Raw genomic sequence first — 21,387 nt, 5'->3', positions numbered from 1 at the left:
CCGCTCCCACAACAACGCTCCCGATATGCGCACCGTACTCATCACCGGCGCCGCCAGCGGCCTGGGCTGGCAACTGGCGCGCGCCTGCCATGCGCGTGGCGATGCGCTGCTGCTCACCGATATCGACGCCACCGGCCTGGCCGCGCGGGTCGCCGAACTGGGCGGTGATCGGGTCGAAGGTCTGTCCGGCGACATCACCGACCCGGCACTGCACTACCAGTTGATCGAGGCCTGCCGGGCGGTGTTCGGCCGCCTCGACCTGCTGATCAACAACGCCGGCATCACCCATCGCTCGCCCACCACCCGCACCGCGCCGGAAGTGCTGCGCAAGGTGATGGCGGTGGACTATCACGCGCCGCTGGAGCTGACCCTGGCCGCCCTGCCGCTGCTGCGCGAGAGCCGTGGCCAGGTCGCTGCCATCGGCTCCATGGCTGGCTGGATGCCGGTGCTCGGCCGCGCCGGCTACTGCGCGGCGAAGAGCGCCCTGGCCCAGGCCTTCGAGGTGCTGCGCGCAGAAATCGCCCGCGACGGCATCCACACGCTGCTGGTCTACCCGAGCTTTCTCGACACCCCCATCGACCGCAACGCCCTGGGCGGAGATGGCCAGCCGGCCAACCACGCGCGCTCGACCATCGGCCGCGTGCGCGGCGCCGACTGGATGGCCGGGGAAATCCTCAAGGCCCTGGACAGCGGGCGCCAGCGCCTGTTCCCGGACCGCGGCAGCTGGCTGGCCAGCCTGCTCTGGCGCATCGCCCCGGCCCTGTATTACCGGCAGATGAGCAAGCGCTTCGCCGGAGAACTGCCGCCAGCAGGTGGCAATACTCCAGAAGTGGGAGCGAGCTCTGCTCGCGAACCAGGCAACGCGGCGGCCCCTTCGCGAGCAGAGCTCGCTCCTACGGATCAGGGCGAGGGCCAACCATGAGCGCGACCTACGCGCTGGGCGCCTTTATCCTGCTCGCCTACACCCTGGAGACCGTTACCGGCTTCGGCAGCATCGTTATCGCCTTATCACTCGGTGCGCTGCTGCTGCCCATCGAGCAGCTGCTGCCGGTGCTGGTGCCGCTGAACATCGGCATGACCGGCTACCTGGTGTGGCGCCACCGTGCGCAGATCGACCGGCGCCTGCTGCTCGGCACCATCCTGCCCGGCATGGTCGCCGGCACAGCGCTGGGCTACCTGCTGCTGCCCTATCTCGATGCAGCGCTGCTCAAACGTGGCTTCGGCGTGCTGATCCTGTGGTTCGCCGGGCGCGAGCTGTGGCGCCTGCGCCATGCCGCTGCGCTGCCGGTACGCCCGCAGTGGCTGACTCGCCTGCTCACCCTTGGCGCCGGTATCAGCCACGGCCTGTTCGCCTCCGGTGGGCCGTTGCTGGTCTACGGCCTGGCCGGCACCACGCTGGACAAGGCGCGCTTTCGCGCCACCCTGGTCAGCGTCTGGTTCACCTTGAACAGCCTGCTGACCGCCGCCTTCCTGGTCGACGGCCGCCTGCAACCAGCCCTGCCCCAAGTACTGACCTACGCCCCGCTGCTGCTGGTCGGCCTGTGGCTGGGCGAGCGCCTGCATCGGCGCTTCGATGAGCGTCACTTCCGCATCGCCATCTACGCCCTGCTTCTGGTCACCGGCACCCTGCTGTTGGTAGGCCCTTGAAAAACGTTAGCGAGGCCGCCAGCGCAAGGCAAAAGCAGGCGAAAAGGCGGAGTTTACGAGCTGTAAATGAGCACTTTGAGCCTGCTTTTAACGCCGCGATGGCAACGCAGGTAGTTTTTCAACGGCCTACAGCCCCCTGGAGCCTGGTATGAGCTACGACATCATCATCAAGAACGGCCTGTACTTCGACGGCAGCGGCGCGCCCGGCGCACTGCGCCATATCGGCATCCGCAATGGCAAGGTCGATGCGGTCAGCCTCAGCCCGTTGGATGAGAACGGCTGCGCCGAGGTACTGGATGCAGCCGGCAAGTGGGTCACGCCTGGCTTTCTGGAAATCCACTCGCACTACGACGCCGAGGTGATCGCCGCCCCTGCGCTGAAGGAATCGGTGCGCCACGGCGTGACCAGCGTGACCATCGGCTCCTGCTCGATCAGCATGGTGCTGGCCGACGCCGAGGACTGCTCGGACCTGTTCACTCGCGTCGAGGCGGTGCCGCGCGAGTACGTGCTGCCGATCCTGCAGGAGAAGAAGACCTGGCGCGATGCCGCCGGCTACCGCGCCTTCTACGACCAGCTGGCGCTGGGCCCCAACGTCAGCTCCTTTCTCGGCCACTCCGAGCTGCGTGTGGCGGTGATGGGTCTGGAGCGTGCCACCAGCGACGTGGTACCGACCGAAGCCGAGCTGCAACGCATGGAACAGCTGCTGGAAGAGGCGCTGGATGCTGGCTGCATCGGCCTGTCAGTGATGACCACGCGCCTGGACAAGATGGACGGCGACCGCGCCTGGTCCAGCCCGCTGCCGTCGACCTTCGCCAGCTGGAAAGAGTTCTCCCGCCTGTTCGCCATCCTGCGTCGCCGTGGTGCGGTGATGCAGGGCGCGCCGAACGCGGTGACCAAGGTCAATGTGTTCGCCTTCCTCTACCAGGCCCACGGCTGGTTCAGAAAGCCGCTCAAGTGCACCATGCTCACCGCCCTGGACCTCAAGTCGCAGCCGCTGCTGCACCGTTTCACCCGTTTCTCCGGCTGGCTGGCGAACCGCGTGTTGCGCGGCAACTTCCGCTGGCAGACCCTGCCGGCGCCGTTCACCTTGCGCCTGGAAGGCCTCAACGTGAACGCTTTCGAGGAGTTCGGCGCCGGCGAGATCCTGCGCAACATCAAGGACCCGGACGAGCTGTATGCCAAGGTGCTGGAGCCGGAGTTCCGCGCCCTGTTCAAGAAGCAGGTCAAGGCCGTGCTGACCAAAGGCCTGTGGCACCGCGACTTCTCCGACTGCTGGGTGACTGAATGCCCGGACGCCTCGCTGGTCGGCAAGAACTTCAAGCAGCTCGGCCAGGCCCGTGGCCTGGACGCGGTGGACGCCTACTTCGAGCTGGCCTGCCAGTACCGCGAGGCGCTGAAGTGGACCACCTGCTACGGCAACCAGCGCTTGCCGGTGATGCACAAGCTGCTGTCCAGCCCCTGGACCCAGCCGGGCTTCGCCGACTCCGGCGCGCACCTGCGCTCCATCGCCCAGTACAACTTCCCGCTGCGCTTCCTCAAGTACGTGCGTGACGCCCAGATCGCCGGCACGCCGTTCATGGAGCTGGGCCAGGCGGTGCGCCGCTGCAGTGGCGAACTGGCCGACTTCATCGGCGTCGACGCCGGCTATATCCGCGTCGGCGACCGCGCCGACCTGGTGATCGTCAACCCCGAAGGGCTCACCGACGAACTCGACGACATGAGCGAGGCGCCGATGGAAGTGCTCGGCCTGGAGCGAGTGGTCAAGCGCAACGACGCCGCGGTGGACGCCACCCTGATCAACGGCCGTATCGCCTATCGACGCGAGCTGGAATTCCCGGAAGACCTGGGCAAGGCACAGGGCTACGGGCGCTTCCTAGCCAGTCGCGACGTGCTTCCGCGCGCAGAAGCAGTACGCGCCTTCCAGCCAGTCACGGCCTGATCCGTAGGGCTACGACGCGGAACCGTCCCCTCTCTCGTTTACGGGAGAGGGTTAGGGAGAAGGCCAGACCCTCGTCATTCATCAGGTGCCGCCAAGAGCAAACGCTGTCCCAGCCAGGCTTTCGGGACAGCCGCGCTCGCTTCGCATCCGCTCGTGGCCGCCGTGCCGGCAGCCGAGTTTTCGCCGGCAGGCCGGCCGCGACGGATGCCCCTTCCCCTCTATTCGCCCGCTCTATGAGGCTTATCGGCTGACCTGCCACGGTCCGCGGGGTTAACATGCCGGCACAACCCGAATCAGCCGAGCGCAGAGAAGCCCGATGTCCGCCTGGAGCCCCGATAGCTGGAGAGGCAAGCCCATCCAGCAGCAGCCGCAATACCCCGATGCCGCCCACCTGGCCCGCGTGGAGCAGACCCTGGCCGGCTACCCGCCGCTGGTGTTCGCCGGCGAGGCCCGCGAGTTGCGCCGCCAGTTCGCCGAAGTGACCCAGGGCCGTGCCTTCCTGCTGCAGGGCGGCGACTGCGCCGAGAGTTTCGCCGAATTCAGCGCCGCGAAGATCCGCGACACCTTCAAGGTACTGCTGCAGATGGCCATCGTCATGACCTTCGCCGCCGGCTGCCCGGTGGTGAAGGTCGGGCGCATGGCCGGCCAGTTCGCCAAGCCGCGCTCGGCCAACGACGAGACCCTCGGCGGCGTGACCCTGCCGGCCTACCGTGGCGATATCGTCAACGGCATTGAGTTCGACGCCGCCAGCCGCGTGCCGGACCCGGACCGCCTGCTGCAGGCCTACCACCAGGCCACCGCCAGCCTCAACCTGCTACGCGCCTTCGCCCAGGGCGGCTTCGCCGATGTGCACCAGGTGCACCAGTGGAACCTGGATTTCATCGCCAACTCGGCCCTCTCCGAGAAGTACCACCAGTTGGCCAACCGGATTGATGAGACGCTGGCCTTTATGCGCGCGGTGGGCATGGACAGTGCGCCGCAGCTGCGCGAAGTCAGCTTCTTCACCGCCCACGAGGCACTGCTGCTGGGCTACGAGCAGGCCTTCGTGCGCCAGGACAGCCTCACCGGGCGCTGGTACGACTGCTCCGCGCACATGCTGTGGATCGGCGACCGTACCCGCCAGCTGGACGGCGCCCACGTCGAGTTCATGCGCGGCATCGAGAACCCCATCGGGGTCAAGGTCGGCCCGAGCATGGACCCGGACGAGCTGATCCGCCTGATCGACATCCTCAACCCGGACAACGATCCGGGCCGCCTCAACCTGATCGTGCGCATGGGCGCCGACAAGGTCGAGGCCAACTTCCCGCGCCTGCTGCGCAAGGTGAAGGAGGAAGGCCGCCAGGTGCTGTGGAGCTCCGACCCCATGCACGGCAACACCATCAAGGCCTCCAGTGGCTACAAGACCCGCGACTTCGCGCAGATCCTCGAAGAGGTGAAGCAGTTCTTCCAGGTGCACCGCGCCGAGGGCACCGTGGCCGGCGGCATCCATATCGAGATGACCGGGCAGAACGTCACCGAGTGCATCGGCGGCTCGCGCCCGATCACCGAGGCCGGCCTGTCCGACCGCTACCACACCCACTGCGACCCACGGATGAACGCCGACCAGTCCCTGGAGCTGGCCTTCATGATCGCCGAGACGCTGAAGCAGGCGCGCACCTGAGGCAACGCCCGCAAAAACGACGGGGCCTGATGGCTCCGTTGTTGTTCCTACCCGCGCACTCTCGAACGGCGACGCTTCCCTTTCCGAGGCAGGCGGCGTTTCATCGCACTTTCATCCGAACATTCCTCCGCACGGACGCACCGCCATGCTCTCGCTCCATCGAATCCTCGCCCTGCTCCTGTTAGCCGGCCCGACGGCCTGGGGCGCCGGTGGCACCAATGAATACGAACTCGACTGGCCGCAGCAGGACGAGGCGCTGATGTACCGCTCCTGCGGCTGCGCCGATGCCTGCTGGGTGGCCGAAGTGCGTGAGCGCAGCAGCCAGCAGGTCAAGGCGCGCCTGCGCTGCGACTGCAGCGAGCTGAGCTACAGCGCCGACGGGGCGGCGGAACAGCCTCTGGCCGAATCCTGCGCCGCCATCAACGCCGGCCCGGACAAGGGCGCGCTGATCGGCGCCAAGCTGCGCGAACTGCAGGAGGCGAAGCGCTAGGCCGCTGCGCCGCCCCGTACTGCGACCCGCTTCACGCCCTCGCCCGCCTCAATCGCCGAAAATGCCGCGCCGGCCGGATGCCGACATCTCTGGCCACCCATTGCCTCACCTTCAAGGACGATGACCATGAAACTGCAGTTCTCCCTTTCCGCCCTCGCCCTGGCCACCCTGCTGAGTGGCTGCCAGAACATGAGCCCGGACGCCATGCTCAGCACCGGCATGCAGGCCATGCAGGCCGCCACCCTGAGCGACAGCGAAGTGAAGGCCATGGCCGACGAAGCCTGCGTGCAGATGGATGCCGAAGCCCCCATCGCCCCGGCCGACAGCGAATACAGCCAGCGCCTGGAGCAGATCGCCGCCAACCTCGGCCACCAGGTCAACGGCACCCCGGTCAACTACAAGGTCTACCTGACCGACGAGGTCAATGCCTGGGCCATGGCCAACGGTTGCGTGCGCGTGTACAGCGGCCTGATGGACCTGATGAACGACAACGAAGTGGAAGGCGTGCTCGGTCACGAGATGGGCCACGTCGCCCTCGGCCACACCAAGAAGGCCATGCAGGCCGCCTACGCCACCTCCGTGGCACGCGGCGCGGCAGCCTCCTCGGGCAACGGCGCAGTCTCCGCACTGTCCAGCTCGCAGCTCGGCGACCTCGGCGAGGAACTGGTCAATGCCCAGTTCTCCCAATCCCAGGAAAGCGACGCCGACGACTTCTCCTTCGACCTGCTGAAGCAGCGCGGCATCCCGCTGGACGGCCTGGCCAGCGCCTTCGACAAACTGGCCCAGCTGGGCGGCGGCGACAGCAGCATGTTCGACTCCCACCCGGGCTCCGCCGACCGCGCCGCGCATATCCGACAGCGCATCGCCGCCGAGAAGTAAGCAGCAAAGACGGGGCTTCGGCCCCGTCCCCCCACCGGTTCCGCCTCAAGGCGTCCAGTCGACCCGGTGTTCTTGCAGATAGGCATCCACTGCCGCGCCCACCGTCGGGTGGAACACTTCGCTGCCGATCTGCTCCAGCACCTCCAGGCGCAGCAACTTGTCCTTCACCGGATCCTTCATTTCGGCAAAGCGCAGTTCGATGCCGGCGGCTCGCAGAATCTGCTCCAGCTCCACCAGCATGTCCGCCGAGGTCACGTCCACGCTAGTGACCGGCTCGGCTGCCACCACCACCCTGCGCACAGGGTCCGGCGCCTGGGTAACGGCATCCTGGATGCAGCTCTGGAACAGCTCGGCATTGGCGAAGAACAGCGGCGCATCCCAGCGGAACAGCACCAGGCCGGGCACCCGCCGGGCATGCGGATAGCGCGCCACATCGTGATAGCCACGGACGCCATCGACCCGTCCGAGCACGGCGAAATGCGGGCGCCAGCCATCCCAGAGAAACTCGATCACCGCCACCAGCACCGCCAGGCCGATGCCCGGCACCGCGCCGAGGACGGCGACACCGACGAAGCAGGTGATCGACAGCCAGAACTCCCAGCGCTGGATGCGATAGATGCGCCGCAGGTCCTTGAACTCGAAGAGGCCGATGGCCGCGGCGATTACCACAGCAGCCAGCGCGCTGTTGGGCAGGTGCTGCAGCAGGTTGGGAGCGAACAGCAGCAACAGCGACACGCCGAGGGCACCGAATACGCCGGTGAGCTGGGTCTTGGAACCCGCGGCCTCGGCCACCGGCGTACGCGAGGAACTGCTGCTGATGGGGAAGCCCTGGAACAGCCCCGCGGCCAGGTTGGCAGCGCCCAGGCCGACCATTTCCTGGTTCGGGTCGACTGGCGTGCGGGTCCTGGCTGCGTAGGTGCGCGACAGCACGCTGGTGTCGGCGAAGGACACCAGCGCCACGGCAAAGCCGCCAATCAGCACGGCGCTCACATCGCCCAGGGTGATCCACGGCAGGCTGAAGCTCGGCAGGCCCTGGGGCAACGGCCCGAGCACCTTGACGCCATGCTCCGCGCCCAGGCCCAGCCCGCCGACCAGCAGGGTGGCGAGTACCACCGCGATGAGGATGTCGGGCAAGCGTTCAAAACGCTTGAGCAGGAGAATCACCAGCAGGGTGCCGGCGCCCACGGCGAAGGCCGCCCAGTTGGCCTCACCGGCCAGCAGGGCCTGGCCGAGGGCGGCGATATCGCGCAGCGGCCCGTCACTGTCGATGGAGATGCCGAACAGCTTGGGCATCTGGCTGATCAGCACGGTGAAAGCGATGCCGTTCATGTAGCCATAGCGGATCGGCTTGGACAGCAGCTCGGTAATGAAGCCCAGGCGCAACAATCCGGCAGCGATGCAGACCAGCCCTGACACCAGCGCCATGGCGCTGGCCAGGGCGATCGCGCGCATCGGATCGCCGGCCGACTGTGGCAGCACCACGGCGATGATAATGGCCGCCAGCGCCGAGTCGGGGCCGAGCACCAGAATGCGGCTGGGCCCGAACAGGGCATAAGCGAGCAGCGGCACGATGGTGGCGTACAGGCCGTAGATGCCGGGCACTCCGGAGGCTTCGGCATAGGCGATGCCCACCGGCACCAGCATGGTGGTCAGCACCAGTCCCGCGAGCAGGTCCTTCGGCAGCCAGCTTGCCTGGTAGCGGCGCAGGATCTGCAAGCCGGGCAGCCAACGGCGCCATCCGGAAAGACCGGAGTCGCGAGAGGACGTGGAGCCAGCAGGTGGAACATCGCTCATGGCGCGCTTCCTCTAGCCAGGGACTGGGAACCTATGCGTCCGGGGTAAAGAAGTACGCCAGGCCGAGGATCAGGTACACGGCCAGCAGCTGCACCCCTTTCAGCCAGTCCGAGCGCCCATCTCCCGCCACCTGGCCGGTGATCAGCACGGCCAGCAGCACGCTGAGCACCAGGCCCCCGGAGAAAGCCAGGTCCATCGGCGCAGAGCCGACCATATAGCTGGCCAGGACCAGGACCGGGGCGACGAACAGGGCTACCTGAACGCTGGAGCCGATGGCGATCGATAGCGACAGGTCCATGCGATTCTTCATGGCCGCCGAGATCGCCGAAGAGTGCTCGGCCGCGTTGCCGAGAATCGCCACGATGAACACCCCGACGAACAGGTTGCTCAGGCCGAGTTGGTGGGCGCTGGGCTCGATGGCGCCGACCAGGATCTCGCTGATCCAGGCGATCATCAGAGTAGCCAGGCTCAGGACCAGCAGCGCCTTGCCCAGTGGCCAGAGGGCCGCCTGATCGGCGCCGTGGGCAATGTTGGGATCGCCAGCGAACAGGTTCTTGTGGGTGACCAGGGAATACAGCAGGAACAGCCCGTAGACCAGCAACAGCACCAGCGAAATATACAGGCTCAGCACCTGCAACCCTTCCGGCACGCGCGACGCCACCACGGAGTTGTAGGCCGCCGGCAGGATCAGGGCGATGGTCGCCAGCGTCAGCAAGGTGGCCTGGGAGCGGGCGGCAGAAGCATTGTATTGCTGCTCGTGGTGCCGCAACCCGCCGGCCAGCATCGCCGCGCCCATCACCAACAGGATGTTGCCGACGATGGAGCCGACCAGCGAGGCCTTCACCACATCATGCAGACCGGCGCGCAGTGCGCTCAGGGCAATGATCAGCTCCGTGGCATTGCCGAACGTGGCATTGAGCAACCCGCCCACGCCCTCGCCGGAACGCTCTGCCAACTGCTCGGTGGCATGCCCCAGCCAGCCGGCCAGCGGCACTATGGCCAGGGCGGCCATCAGGAAGATCAGCAAGTGCTGCTGCGGCGCGGTGAGTTCCAGTAGGATCGCAATCGGGACGAAGACCAGCATCCAGTTGAGCATCGGCGCTCCTGCGTGATCGGGCGTGGGCGATTTCCGCTAAGAATGGCTCGCCATCTGCCGCCCGTCGAAAGATTCCCGCAAAAATAAACCTGACACGCGCCTGGACACGCCTGCGCCGGCCTCGTGTCCGCGAGGCATTGGCGATTCGGTGGTCGGTACAGCACTTGAGCGCGAGCCGAATACTGGCCGGTTACTCCGCCGGCAATGCTTCGACGGGCGGAGCGATAGCGATGGTCGATACGCTGCTGGCCATCATTGCGCTGGCAGCAGATGGGAAAAGGCTATGGCTGCAAGCCCAGCGCCTGCAGTCGCTGCGCCACCGGGCGCTGGCAGTTGAACTGAATCCGTTCCAGCCCCAGCCAGTTCGCCAGCACCTGGAGCTGGTCTGCCAGCGCCAGCAACGCCTCCTCGCTCAGCACCGCTTCCTCCAGATGCACGGCATGCACCGCCAGACGCCCCTGGGCCCGCTCGCTGCGCAGGTCGACCCGCGCCAGCAGGCGTTCTTGGTGCAGGAACGGCAGCACGTAGTAGCCGTACACCCGCTTGTCCGGCGGCGTGTAGATTTCCAGGCGATAGCGGAAGCCGAACAGACGCTCGGTGCGCTCGCGCTCCCAGATCAGCGAATCGAAGGGCGACAGCAGCGCGCTGGCCCGCACTCGGCGCGGGATGCTCGGCTCGCCGTGGCTATAGGCCGTCTGCTTCCAGCCCTGCACCGCGACCGGCTGCAGCTCGCCGGCCTCGACCAGCTCGGCGATGCGCGCCTTGGCGTCACTCGCATCCAGACGGAAGTAGTCGCGCAGATCGCGCTCGCTGGCCACGCCCAGTGCATCGGCCGAACGCAAAAGCAGCTGGCGCTGGGCCTCCGCTTCCTCGATCTCGGGGTGATCGAGCTGGGCCGTCGGGATCACCCGTTCCGGCAGGTCGTACAGACGTTCGAAACCGCGCCGCCCGGCCACCGCCACGAGGCCGGCGGCGAACAGCCATTCCATGGCGTGCTTTTCCGCGCTCCAGTCCCACCAGGGGCCGGCGCGCTCGGTGCGGGTGCTGAGGCTGCCGGCGCCCAACGCGCCCTGCTCGCGCACCGCCTGCAGTACCCGCTGGATCACTCCCTGCTGCTGGCGGCCGAACTCGGCCAACTGGCGATAGATGCCCTGCCCATCCGCCGCCCGCTGCATGCGCCAGCGCAACAGCGGATACAGCTCCAGCGGCAGCAGCGAGGCCTCGTGGCCCCAGTACTCGAACAGGCTGCGGCGTTTCGGCTTGCCCCAGGCCAGGTCATCCAGCAGCTCAGGCTCGTAGTGGCCCAGGCGCGAGAAGGCCGGCAGATAGTGGGAGCGCACCAGCGCGTTGACCGAGTCGATCTGCAGCACGCCGAGGCGCTCTATCTGCGCCTGCAGCTGGCGGTGACGGATGGCGCCGCGCGGTGCACGGGCGAAGCCCTGGGCGGCCAGGGCCAGGCGACGGGCTTCGGCGAGGGACAGTGAGAGTGTCATGCGGCCAGCCTAGCAGGCGGTGTAGTCGTCACCTACTAGCCGGGCTGGGCGACCAGTTCTTCCGGCGCGGCAAAGGCATGGCGGAAGCTGAAGGCATGGGCGCTGGCGCCATGCGCGCGGAAATGCGCCAAGCGTTCGGCCGCTTCGTCCACGCTCGGCAGGTGGCCGGCCGGAACCCACCAGAGCACCATGTGCGCCTGCTCGACCTTGTCGAACCACTCACGGCGGCGCTTGAGCATCTCGGTGTGAGCGGATTTGTAGACGTAGTCGCTGAGCGACTGCACATCGGCCCACAGCGACATATTGACCAGCACCTCGTCGCCGAACGGGCGCAGCGCGGTGGCGTCGCCCGCCTCGTCCTGCAGACGCCAGACATAGCCGGGCGAGGCCTCGGCCAGGGCGTTGATGCGCTCCAGATTGTTGACGAAATCGGCCATGCCGGGCGAGTCCAGTGGCTCGCGCATGGTGGCGATATTGAGCTGGGCGAGGTGGTAACGGGACATCGGAACTCCTTGTAGTACTGCCATCTTCTTTGAATGCCGCGCGCCAGCGCGCTTGCAAACTCGCGCCGCCGGACGCAACCCGGCGGCGCATACTCCATCATCGCTTGAGCGGATCGTCCCAGAACGGACGTTCGCTCTCCTGCATCACATCGGCACGGTTCAGGCCGATGTCCTTGAGCGCCGCGTCGTCCAGCATAGCCAGCTGCTGGCGTTGCCTGGCCAATTGCTGCCAGCGCTTCACGCGCAACCATAACGCTTTCAGGCTGATGGTCGGCAGCGGCTGATCGAAAGACACCGACCGAGCGATTGCATAACCTTTTTGACCTTTCATCATCACGCCCTCCCTGTGGGGTTGGCGTCAGTTTCGGTTCGCGCTTAAGATCAATCCAACGAATGTTTCTTATGCAAGGCATCTTGGAGATTGATGAATGGCCCACTACCCCAGCATCGACACCGAATTGCTGCGCAGCTTCGTCGCCATCGCCGATAACGGCGGCTTCACCCGCGCAGCGGAAGTGGTCAACCGCACCCAGTCCGCTGTCAGCATGCAGATGAAGCGGCTGGAGGACGACGTGGTGCAGCGCTCGCTGTTCGAGCGCGACGGTCGCCAGGTGCGCCTCACGCCGGAGGGCCAGGTGTTGCTGGGCTATGCGCGGCGCATCCTCAAGCTGCATGGCGAGGTGCTCAATACCCTGCGCGAGCCGCATATGGTCGGCGCCGTGCGCATCGGCACGCCGGATGACTACGTGATGCGCTTCCTGCCGGACATCCTCTCGCGCTTCGCCCAGGCCTACCCGCTGGTGCAGGTGGAGGTGCACTGCGAAACCTCCGGCCAGCTGCTGCAACGCCAGGACCTGGACCTGACCATCGTCACCCGCGAGCCAGGCAAGGAAATCGGCCAGCTGCTGCGCCAGGAACGCTTCGTCTGGGCCGAGGCCCAGGGCTTCACGCCCCACGAACAGAACCCCATGCCGCTGGCCATGTTCAACTCCGGCTGCTTCTGCCGCGCCTGGGCCTGCAACGCGCTGGACGCCGTGGAGCGCCCCTACCGCATCGCCTATACCAGCCCCAGCCTGTCGGCGATCTTCGCCGTGGTCGGCGCCGGCCTGGCGGTCACCGCCCAGCTGCGCAGCCTGATCACCCCGGACATGCGCATCCTCGGCGAGGCCGAGGGTCTGCCCACCCTGCCGATGACCAGCATCGTTCTGCTGCGCCATCCGCAGCGCCAGTCGCAGGTCATCGATACCCTGGCCGAACACATAGTCGAAGGCTTCCGCCTCTGACTCCGCCAGTTCAACGAATGGATTCGCCATGCACCGCCCACTATTCGTCGCCTCCGCCCTGCTGCTGTCCGCCACCTGTCCGGCGGCACCTGCTCCTGGCAGCGCCGAACGCCTGGAAGGCACCTTCGTCGGCCGCGCCCAATGGGGCGAACACAGCAGCGCCCTGCTGTTCGACGAGGTGGCGCTGAGCATGGAGAGCGAGTCGATCATTCGCGTCAGCGGCCGTGGCGAGCCCTCGGTAGAGCGCGCCATCGAGGGCCTGACGCTGATCTCGCTGGACAGCGCCGGCGCAGACGGCAAGCACCTGCTGGAGCAGTGTGGCGAAGGCTGCGAGGTGGACGGCGTAGCCGTGCAGGTGGCGCCCAACGAGTGGCAGTTCGCGAGCATCGCCGCCATCCGCCCACAGGCCGCCACAGCGGCAGCCGCGCTGAACGTGGGCAAGCACGATGCGCGGCGCAAGCCGCTGCTCGACGCCCTGCGCGACCACGCCCAGGAGGACCTCGACCAGCCCCTGCAGTTCGTCGTCGACACCCTGCGCGAGCGCGAAGGCTGGGCCTTCGCCGTGGTCCGTCCGCAGACCAGAGATGGCCGGCCCATCGATTTCAGCCGCACCGTGCACGCCGAGCGCCTGGAGGCCGGCATTCTCGACAGCGACACCATCTTCGCCGTGCTGCAGCTGCAGGGCAGCCAGTGGCGGGTGCGCGACTACGTGGTAGGGCCCACCGACGTGGCCTGGGCCGGCTGGGCAACGGACTATCAGGCGCCCGCCGAGCTGTTCGAACTGCCCTGAATCAGCGCAGCGCCAGCAGTACCGCGCAAAGCACCAGGAAGCCGCAGAACAGGCCGCGCAGCACCTTCTCCGGTAATGCGTGGGCCAGCTTCACGCCCCAGCTGATACTGAGCAGCCCGCCGACCGCCAGCGGCAGGCCCATGGCCCAGTCGACATGGTCGTGCAGGGCGTAGGTCAGCAGCGTCACCCCGGTGCTGGGCAACGCCAGTGCCAGCGACAGGCCCTGGGCCACCAGTTGGCCGGCGCCGAACACGTTGGTCAGCACCGGCACCGCCAGCACCGCGCCACCGACACCGAACAGGCCACCCAGCGCCCCCGCCGCGCCGCCCAGCACCCCGAGCCACGGCCAGGGGTGGCGCAGTTCCTTGGATACCGGCGCATTGCGCATGAACAACCGCGCCAGGTTGTAGATCGCCAGCACCACCAGGAAGCCGACGAAGGCCAGGCGCATGCTCTCGGCATGCAGCTCGACCGCATACAGCGACGCCAGCCAGGCGCAGACAAAACCACAGGCGCTGAGCAGCAGCGCATGCTTGGGTTCGATGCGGTTGCGCTGGTTGTAGCGCCACAGCGCCAGCACCACGTTCGGCACCACCATCACCAGGGCCGTGCCCTGGGCCAGCTGCTGGTCCAGGCCGAACAGCACGCCGAGGGCCGGAATCGCCACCAGGCCGCCGCCGATGCCGAACAGGCCACCCACGGTGCCCAGCACCAGGCCGAGCAACAGGTTCAACAACAGATCGAATGGACTCATGAAACCTCCGCCGGGATGGCCGCATGCTAGTCAGCCCTGCCTGGAACGGAAACGCATAGCCGCGCACAATGGCTTTGCACAGTTCGCACAGGTACTCCCATGAACCCCGATGCCCTCACCGATCAGCTCAGCCTCTACCTGGATGTGCTGGACACCGGCAGCTTCTCCGCCGCCGCGCGGCGCCAGCCCCTTACGCCTTCGGCCGTGGCCAGGCGCATTGACGCCCTGGAGCGCGCCATGGGCTGTGCACTGGTAGTACGCAGCACCCACGCCGTGCGCGCAACGCCGGCCGGCCTGGCCTTCGCCGAGCGAGCCCGGCGCATCCTCGCCGAACTGCACCAAGCCCGTGCCGAAGCCGTATCGCTGACCAGCGCCCCGGAGGGCCTGATCCGCATCGACGCGCCGGCGCCTTTCGGTCGCCGCCATCTGGCCCCGGCCATCGCCGAATTTCTCACCGCGCATCCGGGGCTGGATGTACAGCTACGACTGATCGACAGCTTCATCGACATGCAGGGCGAACACCTGGGCGAAGTGGATCTGGTGCTGCGCATTGGCCCGCTGGCCGATACCCGTCTAGTGGCCACGCCGCTGGCGCCGATGACCCGGATACTCTGCGCCAGCCCCGACTACATCCGCCGCCGCGGCCTGCTGCGCGACCCGCGCGAGTTGCCGGAACACGACGGCCTGGACTGGGACGCCCTGTCACCGCCGCACGCCTGGCGCTTCGAGGTCGACGGCCGCCTGCAGCTGCTGCGCCCTGGCCGCCTGCGGATGACCGCCAACAACGCCGAGACCCTGCTGTTCAGCGCCCTGGCCGGCCTCGGCATCGCCCACCTGCCGACCTGGCTGATCAGCGACTACCTGCTGCGCGGCGAGCTGGTGCCGCTGCTATGCGACGGCGGCCTGCCGCCGGCCGAGCCCAGCGGTATCTACGCCCTGCGCCTGGCCAGCGATGCCAGCTCGCGTTCGCGCCTGCTGCTGGAGTTTCTCAAGCAGCGCTTCGGCCCGATCCCGCCCTGGGACCTGGCCCTGCAGCGTGGCCTCAAGCGCAATTAGCGGGCAACAAAAAGCCCGGCACATGGCCGGGCTTTTGGGGACTCGCGATACAGGGCGTTGGCTTAGGCCGACGGCGCCTGGGTACGGCTCTTGTAGGAACCGTCGCGGGTGTCGATCTCGATCCAGTCGTCGATGTTGCAGAAGTCTGCAACCTTGACTTCGGTACCGTTGCTCAGCTTGGCCGGCTTCATGACCTTGCCGGAAGTATCGCCACGGGCGGAGCCCTCGGTGTAGGCGATCTTGCGAACGATGGTGGTCGGCAGGTCGACGGAGATCACTTTGCCTTCGAAGAACACGGCTTCGCAGATATCGGTCATGCCTTCTTCGATGAACGGCAGGACGCTTTCCAGATCTTCGGCGCGCAGCTCGTAGGAGTTGTACTCCGGATCCATGAAGACGTAGTCGTCACCGCTGATGTAGGACAGGGTCACTTCCTTGCGCTCAAGGATGACCGGCTCCATCTTGTCGTCGGCCTTGTAAACGGTCTCGGTCTTGGAACCATTGATCAGGTTCTTCAGCTTCATCTTGACGATGGCGCTGTTACGGCCGGACTTGGTGAATTCGGCTTTCTGGATCAGCCACGGATGGCCGTCGATCAGGGCCACACTGTTGGGCTTCATTTCTTGTGCGGTTTTCATACGAATATCCGGATTTGATGGAGGTACGAATTTCTAAGCCGCGCATGATATCCAATTTCGGTAAAACTGCACTAGAGCCTCGGCAAGATCAGGACGAGAGGCCTGTTCCTGGCACCAGTTCTCGGCGTGCCACCCCAGCGAGGCGGCCTGCAGCTGCACAGCCCTCCAGGCCTCGACCATGTCGCCGCGGCCGTTCCACGCATGCCACAGCGCCGTCAGCGCGCCAGCCGCGGCCGCTGGCATATCCGCGCAGTAGAGATCTAAGAAGGCGTCCAGCTTGTCCCAGTGCGCATCTTCTTTCTGCTGGTAGATATGCCAGAGCAGCGGTCGCCCGGCCCACTGGGCGCGGACGAAAGAGTCCTCGCCACGGATGGCGTTGAAGTCGCAGCTCCACAGCAGCCGGTCGTAGTCCGCCTGGCTGAGGAACGGCAGCAGGTGCACCTGCAGGTTGCCGCGCCGCCAGCAGCCACCCTCCTCCAGCTCGCCCACGCCCAACCAGCGCTGCACATCGGCCTCGATGCGCCCGTGCGGCACCAGCAGCTGGGTCGGTGTGGCCTGCTGTGCCAAAACATCCAGCCAAGCGGCCAGCGCCAGGTTTTCGTAGGCGAACAGGGAAATCAGCCGAGCGCCGGGAAGCAGCGCCACGCCAATCTCGGCGAGAAAGGCCCGGCGCGCCTCGGCGTCTGCCTGAAACGCCTGACGCTGCTTGATCAACCCGGCCTCGCGCAGCAGTCCGCCGGTGCCCTCGGTGAAACCGGGGAAGAAGAAGAACTTCTGCAGCCCGCCCGGTTGCGGTGACGGCAGACCATGGCAGCCAGCGACCCAATCCTCGGCGCTGAGGTATTCCAGGTTCAGCCACAGCGGCTTCAGCGACCGCGTGCCCATGGCCGCGACATAGCTGGCCGGCAGCGTACAGGCGAAGGCCTCGATCACCACCTCGGCCGCTTCAACCGCCGGGAACTCGCTCAACCAGTGGCAAACTTCCACGCCCTCGACACGCTGGCTCGTCAGCGCCGCATCGGCTTGCGGGCAAAGACGCAGGAAGGCCGCTGGCTCGTCCACCCACAGGCGCACGTCCAGACCGTGTTCGGCCGCCAGCTGGCGCGCCAGGCGCCAGGTCACGCCAATGTCGCCGTAGTTGTCCACTACGCTGCAGAAAATGTCCCAACGGGCGCCCATGAACCGCTCCACTCAGTTTGCTGCCGCGGATGTTACGCCATGCGCCTCGCGTACCAGGTAATCGATCAGCACCCGCGAGGCCGGCGATAGCTGCCGATGCGGCGGATAGATGATCGAGAACGGCCGGCTGCGCCCCTCCAGTTCGGGCAGCAAACGGACCAGGCGGCCCTGGTCGATCTTGTCGCGCAGAATGAACTCGTACAGCTGGCAGACGCCCAGTCCGGCCTCGGCCAGCGACACGGTACCCAGCACATCGTCGGTGACCAGCACCTTGCCCTTGGGCTGCCAGTCCAGCTCGCGGCCCTGGTCTAGAAATAGCCAGGGCGCCACCTTGCCGCTGCTGGGCATGACGAACGGCAGGCAGGCGTGTTGCGCCAGCTCGTCGAGGCTCGCGGGTGTGCCCGCCCGTGCCAGGTACTCCGGCGCCGCGACCAGACACAGCCGCGCATCCTCCAGCTTGCGCCCGACCAGGCCGCTGTCCGGCAGGCGCCCGAGGCGAATCGCCAGGTCGTAACCCTCGGCCACCAGGTCGACATTGCGGTTGGCGATGCTCAGCTCCACCTGCACCTGCGGGTATTGCCGGGCGAAACCGGCCAGCAGCGCCGGCAGCCGGAAGTGGCCATAGGTGGTCGGCGCGCTCAGGCGCACCAGGCCGCCGACCTGATGGGCATCGCCCTGGATGCGGCGCTCGGCATCGTCGATCAGGGCGAAGGCCGCGCGGGTCTGTTCCAGATAGAGCCGGCCGTCCTCGGTCAGGCTCAGGCGCCGGGTGGTGCGGCGCAGCAGCTGGGTGCCCAGACGCTGCTCGAGACGGGCGATGGCGCGGCTGATCACCGAGGGCGTGGTGCCGAGCGCCACGGCGGCGGCGCTAAGGGTGCCCCTCTCCACCACACAGAGGTAGGCCTCGACATCGCCGAGGTGATCAAAGCGCCGCGCCATTTTTGCCTCCAGAGAACAGATCATTTCCCTGAAAGCGAGTTTATCGCCGCACCTGGCAGCAATACAGTGCGCACATCCCAGCGCCCAACGGAGCAGAAACATGCATACCTTCGCCAAGACCATCCTTGCCAGCGGCCTGCTGGCAGCCAGCCTCGGCGCCCAGGCGGCCAATGTGCTGGTCGTGCTGTCCGATGCCGACCACCTGGACCTCAAGGACGGCAAGGTCTACCCGACCGGCTTCTACCTCAACGAACTGATGCAGCCGACCAAGTTGCTGCTGGACGCCGGCCACAGCCTGACCTTCGCCACCCCCAGCGGCCTGGCGCCAACCATGGACGTGACATCGGACACTGCCCAGCACTTCGGTGGCGACGCCGCCAGCCTGGCCGAGCACAAGGCGCTGCTGAGCAAACTAAAGCTGACCGATGCCAACCGCTCGCCGGTGATCAGCCTGGCCCGCGTCGAGCAGATCGGCTACCAGCACTTCGACGCCCTGTACGTGCCCGGCGGCCATGCGCCGATGCAGGACCTGCTGCAGAGCCCGCAACTGGGCACGCTGTTGCGCGCCTTCCACGCCGAGGCCAAGACCACTGCGCTGGTCTGCCACGGTCCCATCGCCCTGCTCTCCGCCCTGCCGGATGCGCAGCGCTACGTACAGGCCCTGGAACGCGACAATTCCGCCAAGGCCGGCCAGGACTGGATTTACGCGGGCTACCGGATGACCGTGATCAGCAATCAGGAAGAGGAGCAGGCCAAGCCGGCGCTGAAGGGCGGCGAGATGAAGTTCTATCCGCAGACGGCCCTACAACAGGCTGGCGGCAGCTACAGCAGCAACAGCTCGCCCTGGGCCGCCAACATGGTGATCGACCGCGAGCTGATCACCGGGCAGAACCCGGCGTCCGCCCTACAGGTCGGTCAGGCGCTGCTGGAGCGCCTGAAATAAAAGTCTGCACGTGGCCGATTGCCGGCCCGCGCAAAGGTCGAGCGGCTATCCGCCATAGGGCGGGTACTGCTCGCCCGGCGCGCGCTTGACCGCGGCGCCACTCCACTCCGGAATCCGCGCCGGCCATGGCGGGTCGATTTGCGGATCGCCCAGGTCCGGCGAGTCGGGATCGAAGCCCAGCTCGCGCTGCACCTCGCTCTCGCTCAGGCTGCTTTCCCGCCCCGGATAGCCCGGCAGGCCGCGTGCATCGTTCGGCGAATCACGCCTGCCCCACAGTGTCAGCAATCCCATCTCGTCTCTCCTCTCAATTGCTAATAAGACTGAGAGGGTGCAGGTCGCTTTGAGTTCGCTCTATTTCACCGCAGCGGCAGACCAGGCTCCTCAGGCCGGTTTCACCTCGGCTGGCCGAGCCGGTTTCAGCCGCGCCACGCCGAACAGCACCAACGCGAGCCCCACCACCTGATACAGCGATATCGATTCGCTCAGCACCAGCCAAGAAGCGAAGATCGTCAACACTGGCCCCAGGTTGCCAATGGCCGCCGTATGCGCCGCGCCCATGCGCTGCACGGCCAGGGCCATCCAGTAAATCGGCAAGGCAGTGGACAGCACCGCCATCAGCGCCGCATACAGCCAGATATCCCCGGACAGGCCCGCCAGCTGCGCCGTATCGCCGGTCACCGCGTAGTGCGCCAGCACCATCAGCGCCGAGGCGCCGCCGGCCAGCCCGGCCAGGCGCATGGAGCCGAGGCGTTGCACCATGACGCCAGTGCCGAAGTAATACAGGGCGTAGGTCACGGCGCTGGCAAACACCCAGGCCGCGCCCAGCATCACCTGCTCGCCGGCGCCCACCGCGCTCACATCATGGAAGAAGGCCACCGCCAATCCGCAGTAGCAGATGCCCATGGCCAGCAGCATCTGCCGGCTGGGCCGCTGGCGCGTGGCGACGGCATGGAGCAGCAGCACCAGGGTCGGGTAGGAGAACAGGATCAGCCGCTCGAGCCCGGCACTGATGTATTCCAGCCCATAGAAATCGAACAGGCTCGACAGGTAATAACCGAGCATGCCGAGCAGCAAAATGCGTAGTACATCCACACCACCCAGCGGCGCGCTCGCCTGCCCCCGGCTCAACCACACCAGCCAGACGAACAGCGGCAGAGCGAGGGCCATGCGCAACGTCAGCAGGGTGATGGCATCCACCGGCCCTGCCGCATAAGCAAGCTTGACGAAAATGGCCTTGAGGCTGAAGCCGGCCGCGGACAGTACCGCGAACAGGCGCCCGTCGTTCAGAGCTCGCCGATAAAGGGAATACAGGGCGTTCATGACAATCCAGACGGCTGAGCGAAGCCTTATTCTGAAGATAACGCCACTTCGCTAGAATCGCTTTTTAACGAACGAAGCTTTCTATAAAGGAGAAAGCCTGTGCATTTCGATCTGGCCGACCTGCGCCTGCTGGCGGGCATTGCCGCCACTGGCAGCTTGAGCAAGGCCGCCGCCGCAGTGCCGGTCGCTGTGTCCGCGGCGAGCACCCGCCTGCGCCTGTTCGAGCAACGCTGCGGCCTGACGCTGTTCACCCGCAAGGCCGACGGCATGCGCCTCACTCCGGCAGGCCGACTGATCCTGGAGGGCGCGCGCAGCGTTCTCAGCGAAGCGGAGAAACTCAAGGAAACGCTCAAGGAGCTCTCCGGCGAACGCCGCATCGCCCTGCGCCTATCGGCCACCACGGTGGCGAACAGCACCTTCCTGCCCGCCACCCTCGGCCCCTTCCTCGCCGACTACCCGGAAGTGGACCTGCAACTGGTGGAGCAGAAGAGCAGTGAGGTACTGAGCGCCGTGCAGTCGGGCGAAAGCGAGATCGGCGTCTACGACGGCAACCTGTCTACCGGCGGGCTGCTCTCCCTGCCCTTCCGTGACGACAAACTGGTGATGCTGGTACCCCACGACCATGCGTTGGCCGGCCATCAGGTGACCCAGCTGCGCAATGCGCTCGGCTTCGCCTTCGTCTGCCTGCCCGCCGAGCGAGCCATGCAACGCTTCATCGAAGAGATGGCGACCAAGTACGCCATGCCGCTGAAGGTGCGAGTACGCGCCCCGAGCTTCGACGCCATCGCCCAGCTGGTAGCCCAGCGCGTCGGCATCGCCCTGCTGCCCGAGGCGGCCGCCGCACGCTTCGTCCAGGAGCTGCCGGTGCGTATCGTCGCGCTGGAGGACGCCTGGGCGACGCGGGAGTTGCGCATCTGTATCCGGGACTGGGAGTCGCTGTCATCGCACGCGCGGCAGTTGGTGACCTTTCTATCCAGCCGCTGA

General features: G+C 66.7%; 22 protein-coding genes. 11 read left to right on the top strand and 11 right to left on the bottom strand.

Annotated elements, in window-relative coordinates; genetic code table 11:
* The first annotated feature begins 25 nt into the window (after positions 1–25).
* The 6 genes from IB232_RS20375 (at position 26) to IB232_RS20350 (ending at position 6,615) form a co-directional block, all read left to right on the top strand.
* Positions 26–922 carry an SDR family NAD(P)-dependent oxidoreductase gene (locus IB232_RS20375; protein WP_192400553.1) on the top strand — a complete coding sequence of 299 codons (897 nt, stop codon included), beginning with the start codon at positions 26–28 and terminating at the stop codon, positions 920–922.
* On the top strand, positions 919–1,647 hold the full coding sequence (locus tag IB232_RS20370; protein WP_192400392.1) for a sulfite exporter TauE/SafE family protein: 729 nt from the start codon (positions 919–921) through the stop codon (positions 1,645–1,647). Before IB232_RS20375 ends, IB232_RS20370 begins: the two co-directional genes overlap by 4 nt.
* Positions 1,648–1,795: 148 nt before the next feature.
* On the top strand, positions 1,796–3,586 hold the full coding sequence (locus IB232_RS20365) for an N-acyl-D-amino-acid deacylase family protein (protein ID WP_192400391.1): 1,791 nt from the start codon (positions 1,796–1,798) through the stop codon (positions 3,584–3,586).
* A 316-nt stretch (positions 3,587–3,902) separates the two neighbouring features.
* Positions 3,903–5,246: a class II 3-deoxy-7-phosphoheptulonate synthase gene (locus IB232_RS20360; RefSeq protein ID WP_192400390.1), complete on the top strand. Its 1,344-nt coding sequence runs from the start codon at positions 3,903–3,905 to the stop codon at positions 5,244–5,246.
* A gap of 145 nt (positions 5,247–5,391) precedes the next feature.
* Positions 5,392–5,736, top strand: a complete 345-nt coding sequence (locus IB232_RS20355; RefSeq protein WP_192400389.1) for a hypothetical protein — start codon at positions 5,392–5,394, stop codon at positions 5,734–5,736.
* A 126-nt stretch (positions 5,737–5,862) separates the two neighbouring features.
* Positions 5,863–6,615 (top strand): M48 family metallopeptidase, encoded by a 753-nt coding sequence (locus IB232_RS20350; protein ID WP_192400388.1) that lies wholly within the window; start codon positions 5,863–5,865, stop codon positions 6,613–6,615.
* A gap of 45 nt (positions 6,616–6,660) precedes the next feature.
* Here the strand turns inward: IB232_RS20350 and IB232_RS20345 are convergent, their stop codons facing one another.
* The 5 genes from IB232_RS20345 to IB232_RS20325 form a co-directional block, all read right to left on the bottom strand.
* Entirely contained in the window at positions 6,661–8,409 is a 1,749-nt protein-coding gene (locus IB232_RS20345; protein ID WP_192400387.1) for a SulP family inorganic anion transporter, read from the bottom strand.
* A gap of 31 nt (positions 8,410–8,440) precedes the next feature.
* The gene (gene cax / locus IB232_RS20340) at positions 8,441–9,505 is read right to left on the bottom strand and encodes a calcium/proton exchanger (RefSeq protein ID WP_192400386.1); all 1,065 of its coding nucleotides are present in this window, start codon (positions 9,503–9,505) and stop codon (positions 8,441–8,443) included.
* Positions 9,506–9,786: 281 nt separating this feature from the next.
* On the bottom strand, positions 9,787–10,998 hold the full coding sequence (locus tag IB232_RS20335) for a winged helix-turn-helix domain-containing protein (RefSeq protein ID WP_192400385.1): 1,212 nt from the start codon (positions 10,996–10,998) through the stop codon (positions 9,787–9,789).
* A 35-nt stretch (positions 10,999–11,033) separates the two neighbouring features.
* Positions 11,034–11,501: a DUF3291 domain-containing protein gene (locus IB232_RS20330; RefSeq protein WP_192400384.1), complete on the bottom strand. Its 468-nt coding sequence runs from the start codon at positions 11,499–11,501 to the stop codon at positions 11,034–11,036.
* Positions 11,502–11,598: 97 nt separating this feature from the next.
* Entirely contained in the window at positions 11,599–11,835 is a 237-nt protein-coding gene (locus IB232_RS20325) for a DUF1127 domain-containing protein (RefSeq protein WP_318652296.1), read from the bottom strand.
* A gap of 94 nt (positions 11,836–11,929) precedes the next feature.
* On the opposite strand from IB232_RS20325, the gene IB232_RS20320 reads away from it, so the two are divergent.
* Both IB232_RS20320 and IB232_RS20315 read left to right on the top strand, forming a co-directional pair.
* Positions 11,930–12,784 carry a LysR substrate-binding domain-containing protein gene (locus IB232_RS20320; protein ID WP_192400383.1) on the top strand — a complete coding sequence of 285 codons (855 nt, stop codon included), beginning with the start codon at positions 11,930–11,932 and terminating at the stop codon, positions 12,782–12,784.
* 28 nt (positions 12,785–12,812) lie between these two features.
* On the top strand, positions 12,813–13,574 hold the full coding sequence (locus IB232_RS20315; protein ID WP_192400382.1) for a hypothetical protein: 762 nt from the start codon (positions 12,813–12,815) through the stop codon (positions 13,572–13,574).
* Between the two features lies 1 nt (position 13,575).
* Here IB232_RS20315 and IB232_RS20310 read toward each other — a convergent pair whose 3' ends face one another.
* Positions 13,576–14,328, bottom strand: coding sequence for a sulfite exporter TauE/SafE family protein (locus IB232_RS20310; RefSeq protein ID WP_192400381.1), 753 nt, complete (start codon positions 14,326–14,328; stop codon positions 13,576–13,578).
* A 99-nt stretch (positions 14,329–14,427) separates the two neighbouring features.
* On the opposite strand from IB232_RS20310, the gene IB232_RS20305 reads away from it, so the two are divergent.
* Positions 14,428–15,384 (top strand): LysR family transcriptional regulator, encoded by a 957-nt coding sequence (locus IB232_RS20305; RefSeq protein ID WP_192400380.1) that lies wholly within the window; start codon positions 14,428–14,430, stop codon positions 15,382–15,384.
* A 62-nt stretch (positions 15,385–15,446) separates the two neighbouring features.
* Here the strand turns inward: IB232_RS20305 and efp are convergent, their stop codons facing one another.
* Genes efp through IB232_RS20290 form a run of 3 tightly spaced genes read right to left on the bottom strand, consistent with a single transcriptional unit; the run spans position 15,447 to position 18,140 of the window.
* On the bottom strand, positions 15,447–16,022 hold the full coding sequence (gene efp, locus IB232_RS20300; RefSeq protein WP_192400379.1) for an elongation factor P: 576 nt from the start codon (positions 16,020–16,022) through the stop codon (positions 15,447–15,449).
* Between the two features lie 33 nt (positions 16,023–16,055).
* Entirely contained in the window at positions 16,056–17,201 is a 1,146-nt protein-coding gene (earP, locus tag IB232_RS20295) for an elongation factor P maturation arginine rhamnosyltransferase EarP (RefSeq protein WP_192400378.1), read from the bottom strand.
* Positions 17,202–17,213: 12 nt separating this feature from the next.
* On the bottom strand, positions 17,214–18,140 hold the full coding sequence (locus IB232_RS20290) for a LysR family transcriptional regulator (protein WP_192400377.1): 927 nt from the start codon (positions 18,138–18,140) through the stop codon (positions 17,214–17,216).
* A 100-nt stretch (positions 18,141–18,240) separates the two neighbouring features.
* Here IB232_RS20290 and IB232_RS20285 point away from each other — a divergent pair, with 100 nt between their 5' ends.
* Positions 18,241–19,083: a type 1 glutamine amidotransferase domain-containing protein gene (locus tag IB232_RS20285; RefSeq protein ID WP_192400376.1), complete on the top strand. Its 843-nt coding sequence runs from the start codon at positions 18,241–18,243 to the stop codon at positions 19,081–19,083.
* Positions 19,084–19,128: 45 nt separating this feature from the next.
* On the opposite strand, the gene IB232_RS20280 is transcribed toward IB232_RS20285, so the two are convergent.
* Positions 19,129–19,374, bottom strand: coding sequence for a DUF6021 family protein (locus tag IB232_RS20280; RefSeq protein ID WP_225592451.1), 246 nt, complete (start codon positions 19,372–19,374; stop codon positions 19,129–19,131).
* Positions 19,375–19,464: 90 nt separating this feature from the next.
* A complete protein-coding gene (locus IB232_RS20275; protein ID WP_192400375.1) occupies positions 19,465–20,403 on the bottom strand; it encodes a DMT family transporter in 939 nt (312 codons plus the stop codon).
* A gap of 99 nt (positions 20,404–20,502) precedes the next feature.
* Here IB232_RS20275 and IB232_RS20270 point away from each other — a divergent pair, with 99 nt between their 5' ends.
* Positions 20,503–21,387: a LysR substrate-binding domain-containing protein gene (locus IB232_RS20270; protein ID WP_192400374.1), complete on the top strand. Its 885-nt coding sequence runs from the start codon at positions 20,503–20,505 to the stop codon at positions 21,385–21,387.

Source organism: Pseudomonas sp. PDM15, from assembly GCF_014851565.1.
Classification (GTDB): Bacteria; Pseudomonadota; Gammaproteobacteria; order Pseudomonadales; family Pseudomonadaceae; genus Aquipseudomonas.
The sequence above is the reverse complement of the archived record's forward strand: the minus strand, read 5'-3'. Positions and strand labels throughout refer to the sequence as shown.

Coding starts and splice junctions, on each gene's coding strand:
- IB232_RS20375 (WP_192400553.1), top strand. CDS start 26: ATGCGCACCGTACTCATCACCGGCGCCGCCAGCGGCCTGGGCTGGCAA.
- IB232_RS20370 (WP_192400392.1), top strand. CDS start 919: ATGAGCGCGACCTACGCGCTGGGCGCCTTTATCCTGCTCGCCTACACC.
- IB232_RS20365 (WP_192400391.1), top strand. CDS start 1,796: ATGAGCTACGACATCATCATCAAGAACGGCCTGTACTTCGACGGCAGC.
- IB232_RS20360 (WP_192400390.1), top strand. CDS start 3,903: ATGTCCGCCTGGAGCCCCGATAGCTGGAGAGGCAAGCCCATCCAGCAG.
- IB232_RS20355 (WP_192400389.1), top strand. CDS start 5,392: ATGCTCTCGCTCCATCGAATCCTCGCCCTGCTCCTGTTAGCCGGCCCG.
- IB232_RS20350 (WP_192400388.1), top strand. CDS start 5,863: ATGAAACTGCAGTTCTCCCTTTCCGCCCTCGCCCTGGCCACCCTGCTG.
- IB232_RS20345 (WP_192400387.1), bottom strand. CDS start 8,409: ATGAGCGATGTTCCACCTGCTGGCTCCACGTCCTCTCGCGACTCCGGT.
- cax (WP_192400386.1), bottom strand. CDS start 9,505: ATGCTCAACTGGATGCTGGTCTTCGTCCCGATTGCGATCCTACTGGAA.
- IB232_RS20335 (WP_192400385.1), bottom strand. CDS start 10,998: ATGACACTCTCACTGTCCCTCGCCGAAGCCCGTCGCCTGGCCCTGGCC.
- IB232_RS20330 (WP_192400384.1), bottom strand. CDS start 11,501: ATGTCCCGTTACCACCTCGCCCAGCTCAATATCGCCACCATGCGCGAG.
- IB232_RS20325 (WP_318652296.1), bottom strand. CDS start 11,835: ATGATGAAAGGTCAAAAAGGTTATGCAATCGCTCGGTCGGTGTCTTTC.
- IB232_RS20320 (WP_192400383.1), top strand. CDS start 11,930: ATGGCCCACTACCCCAGCATCGACACCGAATTGCTGCGCAGCTTCGTC.
- IB232_RS20315 (WP_192400382.1), top strand. CDS start 12,813: ATGCACCGCCCACTATTCGTCGCCTCCGCCCTGCTGCTGTCCGCCACC.
- IB232_RS20310 (WP_192400381.1), bottom strand. CDS start 14,328: ATGAGTCCATTCGATCTGTTGTTGAACCTGTTGCTCGGCCTGGTGCTG.
- IB232_RS20305 (WP_192400380.1), top strand. CDS start 14,428: ATGAACCCCGATGCCCTCACCGATCAGCTCAGCCTCTACCTGGATGTG.
- efp (WP_192400379.1), bottom strand. CDS start 16,022: ATGAAAACCGCACAAGAAATGAAGCCCAACAGTGTGGCCCTGATCGAC.
- earP (WP_192400378.1), bottom strand. CDS start 17,201: ATGGGCGCCCGTTGGGACATTTTCTGCAGCGTAGTGGACAACTACGGC.
- IB232_RS20290 (WP_192400377.1), bottom strand. CDS start 18,140: ATGGCGCGGCGCTTTGATCACCTCGGCGATGTCGAGGCCTACCTCTGT.
- IB232_RS20285 (WP_192400376.1), top strand. CDS start 18,241: ATGCATACCTTCGCCAAGACCATCCTTGCCAGCGGCCTGCTGGCAGCC.
- IB232_RS20280 (WP_225592451.1), bottom strand. CDS start 19,374: ATGGGATTGCTGACACTGTGGGGCAGGCGTGATTCGCCGAACGATGCA.
- IB232_RS20275 (WP_192400375.1), bottom strand. CDS start 20,403: ATGAACGCCCTGTATTCCCTTTATCGGCGAGCTCTGAACGACGGGCGC.